Origin of the sequence: Pseudomonas shirazica, from assembly GCF_015168335.1 — a bacterium.
GTDB classification, from domain to species: Bacteria; Pseudomonadota; Gammaproteobacteria; order Pseudomonadales; family Pseudomonadaceae; genus Aquipseudomonas; species Aquipseudomonas asiatica.
Window position 1 is genome coordinate 1713859 of record NZ_CP063456.1, and the last position, 13673, is coordinate 1727531.

Genomic DNA, 13673 nt, shown 5'->3' on the forward strand with positions numbered 1-13673 from the left:
CCCCGAGTGCATCAACTATCATCGAGGGGGTAACTGGTGACTCTTGGTTGCCTAGCCCGACAGCCCTCGAGTGATCCTGTTGATGTACAGGAAGCGCTCTGCCGAACCACGTGATCTCCAGGTTTCTACAGCCCGTTGGACAAGCCTCGTGGTTTCGCAAAAATTGAGCTGATGCTTGGTGGAAAGCATGAATGTAGAGATCCACCATGGATTGCCCTCAACCATGATGCGAGGTTGATAGAAATAGATGGATGGGCCATTTCCGCGCCAGTTTTTCATCTTGGCTTCGGCCTGATTTCTCAGCTCTCCAGCCCTCTCATCCATGATGGAGCTCAATATCACCACGTGGTGATGATTGAGCTCCTCAACGAGGTCTTCGACATCGAGGACTGTGTGGTTCAGTACAACTGCCTGATGCACCGTTTGTCCCTCCTGCTTCTAGTGGCATTTGAGCCATAGGCTTATAGTGGCATTCAAGCCATAGGCTTACCCCTCCACACCTTGCTCGTCCAGCGTTCATCACGAACAAAGGATGCGGCCAACAATCTAGTGGCTGAGATCAGCTGCGGTGCCACCTTAATGCTCGTCACTATGGATCTTCTTTGCCACCTCGGCTTGCTGGTTGGGTATGGCACCGTGCTACCTTCCTTCGTAGTGCCCCCAGCCACAACAGCCTGAAGGCTGAATGATGATCGACGGACAGGGTGTCTGACTGTTTCCGGTGCGCTGGGGTGATTAGCGCAGAACAGCAGGCGGCTTGCCGCCTGGGTGATAGGAAATCGTAAAAGGTTGGTACCAAGTGGGATCTCTACACGAATCAGGTAACAAAGCACCTTCTCAAGGCAAGCAGAAAAGCGTGCCATCGAGTAAGCAATTGACCCCCCAGGATGGGACGTGGGGAAAAACGGTGCATACCTTTGCCGAATGGCTGCTAAAGAAAATCAACGCTCATGACACCACGTCTTGGGCGGCGGGTAATGCCTCCGGCTACGAATCTGGTTATGAAGAGGGTTATGAAGCCGGGAAGCTCGTACTCGAGCTGAAGCCGAGCGCTCGGCATACGGATGTTGCGCCAGGCGTGGACAGTAACCTGTTTGAGCACTTCGACTTCCCCATTTCGCAGCAGCTTGAGCAACGCATCCGCGCTGACATCAGAGAAAAGCTGCCGGAACACCAGCAGCCCACTGACCCTCAGTGGGAAATGATCCTGTCCAAAACCCCATCCACCTGCGTTGTTGCCGGCGCCGGCAGTGGCAAGTCCACCACGATGGTCTTGCGGCTCCTTGTGTTGAAGCACTACCTGAAAGTGCCAGAATCAAAAATCACCGTCGTGACGTTCACGCGTGACTCCCGGTTCGACTTCATCTCCAAGGTAGTCAAGGTGTTCACCAAGTGGGAAATTCCAATGGACGAAGAGAAGGGGAAATCTTTCGTTCGGACATTCCACTCTCGCATTCTTGATTTTTTCAGGTGGTCGCCGCAGCTTCAGGGCGCCAAGGCATTTGAGTTCCTCAGCAAAGACGCGACCGACGAAGACGAAGAGCCAGAGAACGTACTGGACATCCGGCTCAACGTGCGGCAGCTGGACTTGATGGATCGGTGCTACCAAAACCTCTTCGAGACTGACAAGCGCTTCCGAAAGCTCATCCTGGCCTTGTTCGAGCATGGTATCGGCGTAGGAGATCGCCTAAACCCTGAAGATCCAGAAAACGCCAAACGCATCTCTGCCATCAAGGCTTGCTCGGCTCGGGATGTTGAGGCCTGCCAGACCGTGGAGGCGTTGTGGCGAAAAGCCGGGCACTGGCCTCTGCCAGGGATTACTGCCCAGCTTAATCAGGTCACCCTCTACGGTGAGACATTCCATGCCCATGGCTATGCTGAAGACCTGAAAGCTTATGTAGTGCTTGGGCTCGACGCAAATGAGCCATCTAGCATAAAAATCAAAGATGGAAAAAAGCAGGTCAGTCTTTCCCAGGCACTGCACATGCGGAGAATTTTCTTCCAGCTCTTCTTCTCGAATAGAGTTCTCTACTTCACCAGTTATGCCGACGCGCTACATTCTCTTGAGACCTTGCGAGGTAAAGTTTCAGGGGTGCCGAAGTTTAGCTACCAGGTCGGAGGCGATATCAAGCCGGCGCCTATTATGGCAGCGTTCCACAGCTGTGCCTCTTTCTTGGAGAACCTCGGACTGGACGTGCCTACCGCCACCAAGGGCATGAACTTCAAAGAAGGTGCTATAGAGGCAAAATTCTTTGAGGCACTTGGTATTTTCTGGCCGGCATTTGAGGAATTTCTCTCTAATCAGAGCACGCCAATTTTTACGTTCAATAAAATGTTCGCGATGTTTAGTGAGCATGCCAAAGAAAACTTTAAGAATATTCCGAGTGCCATACTGGACGCCCAGATGGTTACGCTGGTTGACGAATTCCAGGACTGCGGTGCGAACACCATCAGTTGGTTGCGTGGTGTCCTAGGAGAGCTCCGACGTCGTGGCCTAAAATTCCATTCACCTGAGGGTATGATCTTCCCATCCCTCATGGCGGTCGGAGACGATTGGCAGAGCATCTACGGGTGGAGGGGAAGCTCTCCAAAGTTTTTCCTACATTTCAAGAAATACTTCCCGTCTCCTAGAACGCTGGATCTCAAGCTGCAGCAGAATTACAGGTCTCAGCAAATGGTGATTGATGCTGCGGAAAGTATCGTGAAGGATACTCGCAGCGGTGAACCTAAGCATGGGGTAGCGGCGCACCCTGACGTGAAGGATTTGCATTATCCAGTCCAGCTTTGGGATAAAGATGATAAGCAACTGGTCAACTTGGTCGAGCAGCATTACGAGCAGGGCCACGAGATCATGGTGCTTTCTCGATCCAGAAGTACGCTTAAAGAAGCTGGTCAACTGCTTAGCCGTATCAAGCAACGAGCGAAGGAGGATAAGCATCCCGACCAAATTCGACTCATGACCTACCATGGCTCCAAGGGCCTGGAGGCCGATGCCGTGTTCATGCTGGGAGACTGTGAGCAGCTAACCTCATCCGATTGGCGTAACCAGGCCTATAAATTAGCCAAGCTCGAGATGGATGGAGAGGCTAGGGCCTATGATCTTGCGCAAGGAGAGGAGGTGATGAGGCTTGCGTATGTGGCTATCACCAGAGCGAAGCTTCACTGCTACTGGTTCCTGGACGAGTCGAAGTGCGGTGTGAAGAGCTTTCCGAAGGCGTCGGAGAAGATTGACGCCGGCCAAGCCTACTTTAGCGATTTCCGGAAATAACCGAGAGTTGTCCAGCTGCCGCCGTTTTCGTTGCTCACATGTAGCGAATAGGTGGGAGCTGGAGTAATCAAACGGCCTTCAAATGGTTTACGATGTAGGCCTGTTTCTCATCACTTTTTCGAGGTTTACACATGTCCCGTTTGGCAGAATTCCGTCAGCTCGAGCAGCAGCTCGCCGCCCAGCTCGCTGAGCTTGAAGTGCTCAAGGGAAGCGCTGAGCTGCAAAAGGAAATGGAGTTCGAGACAAAACTACGTGACCTGCTCGCTCAGTATGGTTGCAGCCTGCGTGATGTGATAAACATCCTGGATCCACAGGCCAGTCACCGCACTGCTACTCCCGCTGCGGTTGAAAAAGCACCGCGTAAGGCCCGTGAGGTCAAGCAGTACAGAAACCCGCACAATGGCGAGATCATTGAAACCAAAGGTGGGAATCACAAGCTGTTGAAAGAGTGGAAATCTCAGTATGGTGCTGACGTGGTGGAAGGCTGGTTGTCTCAGTAATTTTCGACCGGCAGCTAGAGCCGTGCTCTTCTGGCGATGGCATTTTCAATGCTAAAGAATAATGTCGTTAGGGGCTGAGCCACAGAATACCTGCTCAATTCATTACAGAATCAAGTAGGTATTCTGGGTGGGTCTGAAAAAAATGGCTCTGAGTTTCTACCAGGTCTGCAGGGATGTCGGACTTTGAAATTATATTAAATGTGTTTTTTTCAAAGTCAGTTCCGTTGTAACTCATGGAGGCGAAACGATTCCACTCCTCGCCATTAGAGCAGAGCAAATCGAATATAACGACTTCCTTGCTGGAGTGGCGCGAGTTTCGCATCTCTTTAGCAATTATAGAAAGACTAGACAAGGGGTTCTCATAACTGGTAGCTGTAACTACCGTCATGACTCCAGCCCCTGTTTCTAGTCTTCGTATATCAAACATTTAGTGTCCCAATATTTAGCTATACAGATTCTTGATGTGGACGTAAGCCTCATCACACAATGCCACAGCCTGAGTGATGTTGCTAATCATACGGCTTGCGGAAGGCATTTCTTCCATATGGAACAAGCCGTGGCGCTGCCTGTTGAAGAATGTGTAAGCATCGCCCAGATGACCCTGTAGTTTAGCATCACTGATATCAGCATGGTATTGCTGCTTCAGGTGGAACTGACCACTGGTCTTGGTGAAGAAGCCTCCGAAGCTTTCTTCCTGATCTGAAAGGTTTTTTTCAGATAGCTTCTGTCTGATTGCTCCCTCCAGGGTGCGAAGCTCTGGATAAACCAGCATGCAATAGTCGGGTAGTGCCGGGCTCGCCAGCCTTACGCAGAGGCTTGCCAGAAGCAGCCTGCGCGATGTCTGCGGCAGTTTTGCGTAGCAGTCGCCGAACCTATCACTGAGCACGCTTTCCGCTACCTCGACACAGACAAACTCGGAGCGATTTTCTTCCTTTTTGAACAGGATGCATTCAAGTGCATTGACCTCCAGTAGCTCGGTGAGGAGGTAGCTCAGTTGCCGGTAGCAGCTGAGTGGACGGCCCTGGATCTGCAGCTTGTTGGTGCTTTCGTGCTGAGTAACGGTCAACTCGTCTGAGTTTTCCCTGGACTTGAGTTTCCAGATATGCCGGCGCTCAGCAGCTGAATACGAAGCGATCTCGATATCCGAACCTGCAGATTCGGTCAGTTCCTCGATCAGCGCTTGGGCATCAGGTAGATCAATACCTTTGATTCCAAGGTTGATTGTCACGAAGTCATCAGGGTGGATGGTTTCATAAAGAGCGTCCGCAAGCTTCTGTCCGAGCTCCTGATTCCTCCCCGTCTTGTAATGCAGTGTAGAAGTGCCGGTGTTGGTGAAGAAAATATCCAGCGTTGCATCTTCAGCTCCCGCCTTTCCGAAGACTACACGAAGACCGGGGCCCCCAGGCCTGTCGTTAATCCCCCTTAATTTCAGTCCATTCTCCCCGACAAAACGGTGGGTCGTGTCTTCGATGATGGAACGGTTCAGGTTGATGTCTTTGTAGTTGCGATCAGTCACGTCACAGTCCTTTGCAAGGGCTCGGTGGGGCAGGGAGCCCGGGAATATGGCACGACGAGAACCAGGCGTTCAATAGGCTCCAGCGACGGGGAAGAGTTCGCTTTCGCAGGTGGCAGATACTATGAAGACCCGGAGCTAAAGGGGTCTGCTGATAACGCTGCCCAGAGGAGCAGTGGAGGTGTGAGCGGGAGGCATGTCTAAGGCAGGCCCAACGCCGCTCGTATTCCTAAATCTCCAGAGCACCTTCTCCGGCAGTGGATGAGGCCGTTCCTTTCTTCTTCGCTGCGACTGCCAATGGATGGTTCGAGAAGTGCTGCTTGTACGTCTTCAGTAGCGACGAATTACGTGAGTCGCTGATCATTTTCAAAAGCTCATCACCCTCGCGATAAGCGATGGTGTAGCGGTCGGTCTTGTCATTTTCCGCCTGTATGAGTGCTTTGGAGGCAGAGCTGATCGTCGCGTTCGTCCACAGCTCAAAGGTCTGCTTCAGCCTGGCGTAGTCTTCGTCGTGCTTGGCAAAATCGCGCAGAACCGGAATGCGCTTCTTCAGCCATTTCTCCACTTCAGCATCGTCCACTTGGCCGGTGGGTAGGTGCCCTTTGCACTCAATGAATACGACCTCCGAACTACCGACTTCAACGAATACGTCGACCTCAGCACGTGCCCCATTTGAGCCACGTACCAGCTTGTTGATGCTGATCCAAGGTTTCTTGTAGGTCTCATCCGCCAGGTGGCCGCACAGGTATTCGAACAGGCAACCTCGCAGTGTGCCTTCAGCGCCTTCAATTTTACCTAGGGCGTTGAACAGGACATCAATCTTCTCTGGTGTCCCGAGATTGATGGCGGTGGCCTTCAATACAGAGGCCAGCTCATGTAGACCATGAGCCACGTCCGTGCCCAGTAGGGAGTCCAGCGTAGCGGCTATGGCTCCATGTCCACGAATAGCGCGCACGGCTTCTTTGTCGTAGCTATCGGCAAGGAACATCTGCAGGACAGGCGCTACCTTGTTAAAGCCACGGACGTTCAGGCACTTCTTTATGAATGCCTTTGCTGAATCTGCTGTTAACCGATTGCCCAGGTACACATCGCATACGAAAGAACCAGGCTTAGGCTTGGTTGAATTGCCTGCAACGCTCGAGCCCAGCAGTGGATACAGATAGGACGGCGCCGATAGATCCCAGTAGTTGGGCCCTGCTGAGGGGATGCTTCCTTCACCACGGATCTGTACATGGTTCCAGCTGCCAAGCCCCAGTCGACGAATCCAATCGCGCACAGCGTTCAAGGCCATGGCTTCTACCTTCAGCCTGGCATTCAGATCCACGAAAGCTTCTTGCTCTTCCTCGGCGCTGAAGCTGGCTAGGGCAACACACTCACCAATGCCAGCCATGTCGACACGCTTGATCAAATTAGCGGCGAGCAACTGCTCCATAACACGGTCTGCGTTCAGCTGTTTCGATTGAAGTTTGGGGGCGCCGCACGCGATCTTGAAGTGATCGATGGGCAGGAGGCCGCCTCGATCCTGTAGCGCCGCCAGGCCATAGCCGCAAGCATGGTTGGTAGTTTTAAGAGCGTCGATCAGGCTGTCGAAGAAATTCTGTGAACCGTACTGACTGGTCAGATAAACGAAGGAGGTACGGTGTGGGAAGCTGATTCCTTTCAGGCGCTTCGCTGAAGACCTTTGGATCAACTGCCTAGCGTTCGGTGCACTGACTCCGTAAACCTCGACAAGCCTCTCTGCGAGCGTGGAGCTGAGACTAGGCCCCCAATGCTCGAGAATGGCCTCCACTTTTTTCGACTTCACCATGGCCTCCAAGAACAGATGTCACACTGCGCTATTTATAGGCCTGTTTTACAGGCCATCGAAGGAAAACTGAAGCGCCCTAGGAGCAGCCCTTGTAATACGGGGCCTGTAGAGGAGGTTTTTTGCGTGATTCCAGTTTTGTGTCACAAAGGCATTTCAGGTGAGGCAGAAATCGGCTGCGGAATTTGGGTTGGAAGCCGATTGTCATGTTGTGGATCCGCCCGATTGACCAAAGCTGGTCAAAGCGTTTAACTGTACGAATATACAGTGATGCGTTTCCCATGATAACTGTTCTCGGCACCCTCGACCCTAGCACTACCGACCTTCCGCTGTATTCATTTCAGGTGCCTGCAGGCTTTCCATCTCCGGCAGCGGGTCACTTGGAAAAACGCATTTCCCTCGACGAACTGTTGGACGTCCGAGCGCCTCACATCTACCTGGTGCGCGTCGAAGGTGACTCCATGATCGGGGCGGGGATTTATCCAGGCGACCTTGTCCTGGTCGACCGATCCATTCCGCCAGAGCCAGGCCATATCGTAATCGCTGCTGTAAACTGCGAGCCCCTGTGCAAACGCCTTGCCCGCGAAGGCAGCCAAGTGGTGCTGCGGTCGGAAAATCCCCGCTATCCCTCAAGGTATCTGCTTGAGTGCGAGGAGCTCGAGGTCTGGGGTGTGCTGACCTACAGCGTGCGCAGTCATGCCAAGCTCTGATCGCGTCTTCGCTCTCATTGACTGCAACAGCTTTTACGCCAGCTGTGAGCGAGTGTTCCGGCTCGACCTGCGCAGCAAGCCGGTCGTCGTGCTCAGCAATAACGATGGCTGCGTGATCGCCCGGTCAGTAGACGCGAAGCCCTGGATCAAGATGGGCGAACCGTACTTCCAGATCAAAGAAAAGCTCCGTAAGTACGGCATTGTGGCGTGCTCGTCGAACTACTCGCTCTATGGCGATATGAGTGAGCGGGTCATGTCGGTTATCGAGTCCATGGTGCCGGCGTCGGAGGTCTACAGCATTGATAAGAGTAAGTTGTATAGTGCGGACGCCTAAGCTATTGAGTTCTATCTATGGACATTGTTAAGCGTCCCAGGGGCGTTGAATGGCGACGCTAGAGCGCATTCATTTCGTGCCCCATTACCTCGTGCGCAGAGAGAACGCCGTCGCATACTCCCCCAGTAGCAGCCGGCCATCCATTGAGGGCTTGCCCCAAATCTTTTGGGCAGACTATGCACCTTGGAGGGAGGCAAACCTGTGGGCAGTGGAGCGAGCAACGACTGGTGACGCTTCTCTTAAGACCGTTGCCAGTAACATGAATGGCCTTCTCAATTACGCTAAATTTCTTGAATCTCGTGATTTGCAGTGGTTCGAGTTTCCCGCTCGCAAAGCTGACCGCTGCCTGGTGCTATACCGAGGGGCGTTGATCAAGATGCGCGATGCCGGCCAGATCGGCCCATCCACGGCGTCTGAGTACATGCGCAATTGCATCATGTTCTATCGGTGGGTAAGGCATAGGGAGCTTCTTTCTCCACACGTCCAGCTGTGGCGGGAAAAACCCTACGTCGTTAAATACTTCGACCGGGTGGGGTTCGAGCGAACGATCAGCGGAACCACCACCGACCTCAGCATCCCGAACCGTAAGCGCCCAGGCCAAACGCTTGAAGATGGGCTGTTGCCAGTCTCGGAGACCGATCGCGATGCAATTCTGGATTTCGCCGCAGAGAACGCCACGCCCGAGCTCTACCTCATGTTGGCCCTTGGATTTTTTACCGGGATGCGGCTCGGCAGCATCTGTGATCTCAAGATTCAGTCTCTGGAGCGCGCCGCCCCCGACCCTTCCGCTGAAGGGCTTCTACGCCTTGCAGTTGGTCCAGGCGCAGCTCCGCCAGTGCACACGAAATTCGGTGTGACTGGCCAGGTCTGGATACCCGAAGCGTTGCGTGATGAATTGCTGGAATATGCCAAAGGCTGGCGGAGGATGGAACGAGAGGCGAAAGCCTCGCCCGAGAATCGTGATTTGCTGTTCTTGACCCGCTTTGGTAACGCCTATGGCAGGCGCGGCACCGATCAGTCATCTGCTGTGAATGTTGAGATGTCCGAGTTTCGAAAACGGGGCGTCAAAGCAGAACTACAGGTGCTCCGTAAATTCCGCTTCCATCAGTCGCGCTGCACCTTCGGTACCGAATTGGCACGTCTGGCGCTATCGGCTTGTGCCGATGTCGCTATTGTAATTGCGACGGTCAGCGACGCGTTGCTCCATGGGCCTAACTCTGAAGCCACCACCTTCAAATACATCCGATTCGTACAGGCACTGCCGATCAAACAAGCCCTCTCAAATAGCTTCATGGCGGCATTTAGCGGGATCGGCGCTGGGGCGCGGCACGATGGATAGTTCCGAATTCGACCTCACTTTCCCGATGCTTGAGTATGGGGCCACTGAAACGCCCTGGGACCTCCGGCCGCTGCTGTTTCGCGGAGGTGCAGCAGCAAAGGTGAAGCATGTGGGCCGCCAGATCGCGCAGGGCGAACTCGGCAGTCCCTTGCCGGAACGTTTCGAGCTGGTGACGCAGCTGCATGAGCACATGACTGACGACCTTGCTGGTGGCGGAAGTCGCTTCTCGGTGCAGAACAAGATCAGTGCATTGCGCCGATTCTTTGCCTGGATCGATTCAGAAAACGTGAATCTCAGTCTCGAGACGGCGGCCGACACGTTCATTCGTTGGACCGATCACTTGCTCCAGCGTCATCGAGTCGAACGCAATTTCAGCGATGGGTCCCTGTACGATCTCACCAGGCTCACGGCGACGATGCTGGACCGAGCATTGGACCGCCAAGCAAGCCTGAGCAAGAGCACACGTATTCGCAAGCCGCGCGGCAAAGGCAAGGTACATACGAGCAAAGCGGACAAGCAGAATCTGCAAAACACCTTCGCATTCGGACACCTTCTAGCTGACGTATGCGAGGCATTGACCTGGAGGGGGACAATGGCCCCCCTCCCAGTTTGTATTTCGTTACGCACCGGCCAAGTGCTGGAACTATGGTCGGGATTGCAGAGCCCCGAGAAAGTAGCGGCCCGCCGTACCAGGCCGCAAAACCAAGCGCAAATCGAAGCATCCCTGGCGGCGCGTGCCGCCCACGATGCAGATCGGACACTGCGGACCCGTTTCCCCATCGTCAATTTACGGATCGAGAGTGAATTGCTGATGTTCATCGCCCAGACCGGTCTGAACCTCCAGCAAGCACATACCCTGCGGGTTGAGCAGTTTCATTACACCAGCCACATAGACGGCTACCAGGTACGTACCTACAAAAATCGACGGGAAGGAGAAGTGCTATTCGAGATCTTTGCCAGTTATCGAGAGTGGTTCGAGCGCTATCTCGAATGGCGTTCCGAATGGTTTCCCAATGAGCCGGATGGTTTGCTCTTTCCGCTTATACGTAGCGGGGGACGAATCCTAGAAGAGGCGACGCAGTTCACGAACGTTACGCGCATCTGCCGCGAGCTTGGCATACCGATAGTGAGACCGCGAAAACTGCGCGGGACGCGCATCAACTGGTTGCTTCGGGAGTCCCAGAATCCCCAACAGGTTGCGGAGTTGGCCCAGCATACGGTGCAAACGCTGATACGCGTATATGCCGACCCCCATCCGCAGATCGCTATGGTGGAAATTACGCGCTTCCATCAGCAAACCGATCCGTCCCTTTCACCTCCTGCTCCTGGTAGATGTGTATCGGCCACACCTGAACCAGTGGGCACGATGCCGAAGAATGGTCCGCGACCCGACTGCATCAATGCTGCCGGTTGCCTGTTCTGTACCCAGCACCGGGATATCGAAAGTGAGGATCATGTGTGGTCTCTCGGTAGCTTGCGCCACCTCAAATCGCTTGAACTGGCACGCTACCGCCCATCCAGTTCGGGTAAGCACCTGACGACAGAGCATCCGGCCCTGCTGGTGATCGATCGGCTGACGGCCAAACTGCGCTTCTTCGAAGAAAGTAGCGAGGTCCGCAGGCTTTGGGTCGAAGAAGCCAGAGCGCGCATAAGTGAAGGTGACTACCACCCGGCCTGGGATGGCTTCATCCGATTGGCAGAACTGCGACAAAGATCAGCATGACGAAAAATATTCTTTCCGAACTTGGCCTCGGCATCGACTCGCCCCTAGCGATTCCTGATGCGCCGAACTACCGTCCGCCGTGCTGGCCACCGCAGCGTGATTGGCCGGTCATCATAGATGCCGCTGGCCAGGTGGTGAGCCGTTGGGGCGATGCCATTTGGCGGCTCGACCCATGGGCGGGAAAACGGCTCACTCTCAATTTCGGCGATGGCCCAGATAAGAAATATGTCGCCGCGATCGATCCTGCGAACGCCGATTTATTGCGGACCGTAATCGGCTGGTGGCTATACGGCCCCAATGGAGCCCGTGGATACCGAGGCCTGAAAACGCGCTTCGACCAGATGCGTCGGCTGTTCGTCTTGTGCACTCAAGAAGGCATTCTCGCATCCGAACTGAGTCATTTTCCGCGCGTTGCCGACCGTCTCCCGGAGGTGCTCCAGGCTTCCCGGTCCGGTGAGTTCTTGGCATTGCTGCACGAACTGTACGAGCGGCGGGATGCGCTGGGGTTCACCTTGTTGGATCGCGCAGGGTTGGCACGCCTCGCAGCGGCCATGCCCGACCACCAGAAGCTCCAGACCCCCTATATCCCGCCCCGCATTTGGCACTATCAAATCACACGCTTGCGCGAATGCCTGGATGACTTTTTGGCGCATCGAGGCCAAGTCGAGGAGTGCTTCCGCTTCTGTCTGGCTGCCTATCGGCACAACTCTGCCAGTCTCCAAGGACAACGCAGGCCACAATCGTTCTATCCGTTTCAGTGGCCGTCGGATGGATCAAACGGAAAGTGGACTGGGCGGCAGTACTACGGCCCATTCATCGACACCGCGCATCGGTTTGGCATGGTGGAACTATTTCGTCGCTGGCTGGGAGTGAGCGACGACGAAATTCGCATTCAAACTCTGAGTCGCTACCTCAACCTCGTGAGTCGATCTGGACTGTGCTATCTGCTGAACTTCAGCCTCATGCGAGTCGAAGAGGCTTGGAACCTGCGCGCCGATTGCTTGCACATAGAACGTGATCCGCAGTTTGGCGACATCCATGTATTGTGCGGACGAACGACCAAGACGATGTCGGATTCTGAGGCACTTTGGGTGACGTCCCCGTCAGCTCAGGTGGCAGTTGAAGCCATGCGTGTGGTCGCAGACCTCCGCGCAGAATGCGACTCTCCCCCCGGCGAGGCCTCGGTGCCGGATGATCCGGCCAAGCGCTATCTGCTTGATTATTGCCTTGAACCGTGGGGAACGAAGTTCACCAAGATCAACCGCACGATTCGGCCATCGATTCCGAGCTATGCCCATGTGCTTCAGTGGTTCGACAAGCTGTTCGACCGTGAGCAATTGCGCATTACGCCGGAAGATTTCGAATTGGCTCGGTTGGTGACGCCGACGCTGACCGACGAGTTTGCGGTCGGCAAAATCTGGCCGTTGGCCTGGCATCAACTCCGACGAACCGGCGCAGTGAATATGCAGGCATCCGGGCTGGTCAGCGACGCTTCATTGCAGTTTCAGCTAAAGCACGTCGCCAGAGCGATGAGTCTCTACTACGGGCAAAACCATTCCAGGGTACGGCTGGAAGAGAAGGCCCATACCTACTACGTCCGCACCATGTACGAAACTTTGGGTAGGCAGCTGCAACAGCTGACGAGCAACCGATTCGTCAGCCCCCACGGCGAGAAGCGAAAATCTGAGATTGTCCGCCTAATCTCAGCCTCTGATGCTAAGAAAGCGATCAATCTGGCTAAGAAGGGGACGGTCACTCATCGACCGATTTTGCTGGGCATCTGCACGAGCCGTACCCCCTGTCCCTATGGGGGCATCGACAATATCGCTCGCTGCGGAGGGGGCGACTCCCCCGGAGAAACCAAACCATGTGCGGACGTTCTCTATGACCCCGAGCAACTCGACGAAGTCGAAGTGTTGGAGGCGGTATTGGATGAGCGCCTGGCCGCTGCCGAGGTAGACAGTCCGCTAAGGACTTCGTTGGAAGCCCAGAAACGTAGTGTGGAGAATTATCGCCATGTCATCCGGCAAACATGAATCCGCTGACCCGGCTAAGCGAATGAGTGCCGGCGAGCAGTATCGCGCAGCGTTCGAGCGGCTGAAGAGCAACAAGCCCGAACGACTGCCGAAGGGGACGCCCGTAAGTCAGAACAACGTTGCCAAGGAGGCCGGCAGCGACCCCTCTGCACTGAAAAAAGCTCGTTTCCCCCTACTGATCGCTGAGATCCAAAAGTACGTGGAAGGACACGCTGAGCAACGTCCGCCATCAGTGCGCCAAGTCAGCTTATTAGCCCGCAGAAAAAATCGTGGACTTCGAGAACGGATCGAGGAAATCACGCAGCAGCGTGACCACCTAGCCAGCCTACTCAGTGAGGCCGACGCCACCATTCTTGAGCTGTACGACCGTATTGCGGACTTGGAGCGCCAACTGCCGGCCTCCAATGTGCTTCCTCTTGATCCGCGAGGCCACAAAAAACTTTGAA

General features: G+C 54.6%; 11 protein-coding genes and 1 pseudogene. 8 read left to right on the forward strand and 4 right to left on the reverse strand.

Annotated features, from left to right (window positions below):
* Nucleotides 1-51: 51 nt before the first annotated feature.
* A complete protein-coding gene (locus IMX18_RS07890; protein WP_217191327.1) occupies nucleotides 52-420 on the reverse strand; it encodes a hypothetical protein in 369 nt (122 codons plus the stop codon).
* Nucleotides 421-907: 487 nt separating this feature from the next.
* Between IMX18_RS07890 and IMX18_RS07895 the strand changes: the two genes are divergently transcribed.
* Nucleotides 908-3268 carry a UvrD-helicase domain-containing protein gene (locus tag IMX18_RS07895; RefSeq protein WP_223175416.1) on the forward strand — a complete coding sequence of 787 codons (2361 nt, stop codon included), beginning with the start codon at nucleotides 908-910 and terminating at the stop codon, nucleotides 3266-3268.
* Nucleotides 3269-3399: 131 nt separating this feature from the next.
* Nucleotides 3400-3768 carry a histone-like nucleoid-structuring protein, MvaT/MvaU family gene (locus tag IMX18_RS07900; RefSeq protein WP_217191331.1) on the forward strand — a complete coding sequence of 123 codons (369 nt, stop codon included), beginning with the start codon at nucleotides 3400-3402 and terminating at the stop codon, nucleotides 3766-3768.
* A 94-nt stretch (nucleotides 3769-3862) separates the two neighbouring features.
* Here the strand turns inward: IMX18_RS07900 and IMX18_RS28440 are convergent, their stop codons facing one another.
* The 3 genes from IMX18_RS28440 to IMX18_RS07915 all read right to left on the reverse strand — a co-directional run bounded on the left by IMX18_RS28440 (nucleotide 3863) and on the right by IMX18_RS07915 (nucleotide 7088).
* Entirely contained in the window at nucleotides 3863-4195 is a 333-nt protein-coding gene (locus IMX18_RS28440; RefSeq protein ID WP_411829495.1) for a type II toxin-antitoxin system RnlB family antitoxin, read from the reverse strand.
* Nucleotides 4196-4210: 15 nt separating this feature from the next.
* On the reverse strand, nucleotides 4211-5284 hold the full coding sequence (locus IMX18_RS07910; RefSeq protein WP_217191335.1) for a type II toxin-antitoxin system RnlA family toxin: 1074 nt from the start codon (nucleotides 5282-5284) through the stop codon (nucleotides 4211-4213).
* A 226-nt stretch (nucleotides 5285-5510) separates the two neighbouring features.
* A complete protein-coding gene (locus IMX18_RS07915) occupies nucleotides 5511-7088 on the reverse strand; it encodes a hypothetical protein (protein ID WP_217191337.1) in 1578 nt (525 codons plus the stop codon).
* A gap of 278 nt (nucleotides 7089-7366) precedes the next feature.
* Here IMX18_RS07915 and IMX18_RS07920 point away from each other — a divergent pair, with 278 nt between their 5' ends.
* The 6 genes and pseudogenes from IMX18_RS07920 to IMX18_RS07945 all read left to right on the forward strand — a co-directional run bounded on the left by IMX18_RS07920 (nucleotide 7367) and on the right by IMX18_RS07945 (nucleotide 13672).
* The gene (locus tag IMX18_RS07920; protein ID WP_217191340.1) at nucleotides 7367-7795 is read left to right on the forward strand and encodes a LexA family protein; all 429 of its coding nucleotides are present in this window, start codon (nucleotides 7367-7369) and stop codon (nucleotides 7793-7795) included.
* A pseudogene (locus IMX18_RS07925) lies at nucleotides 7782-8102 on the forward strand (Y-family DNA polymerase); the annotation flags it as partial. The gene IMX18_RS07920 and the pseudogene IMX18_RS07925, both read left to right, overlap by 14 nt.
* 76 nt (nucleotides 8103-8178) lie before the next feature.
* Nucleotides 8179-9468 (forward strand): site-specific integrase, encoded by a 1290-nt coding sequence (locus IMX18_RS07930; RefSeq protein ID WP_034039555.1) that lies wholly within the window; start codon nucleotides 8179-8181, stop codon nucleotides 9466-9468.
* Entirely contained in the window at nucleotides 9461-11191 is a 1731-nt protein-coding gene (locus IMX18_RS07935) for a site-specific integrase (protein WP_034039553.1), read from the forward strand. Before IMX18_RS07930 ends, IMX18_RS07935 begins: the two co-directional genes overlap by 8 nt.
* A complete protein-coding gene (locus tag IMX18_RS07940) occupies nucleotides 11188-13227 on the forward strand; it encodes a hypothetical protein (RefSeq protein ID WP_155684878.1) in 2040 nt (679 codons plus the stop codon). Before IMX18_RS07935 ends, IMX18_RS07940 begins: the two co-directional genes overlap by 4 nt.
* Entirely contained in the window at nucleotides 13208-13672 is a 465-nt protein-coding gene (locus IMX18_RS07945; RefSeq protein WP_023443007.1) for a hypothetical protein, read from the forward strand. The genes IMX18_RS07940 and IMX18_RS07945 overlap by 20 nt, the downstream gene beginning before the upstream one ends.
* The last annotated feature ends 1 nt before the right edge of the window (nucleotide 13673 follow it).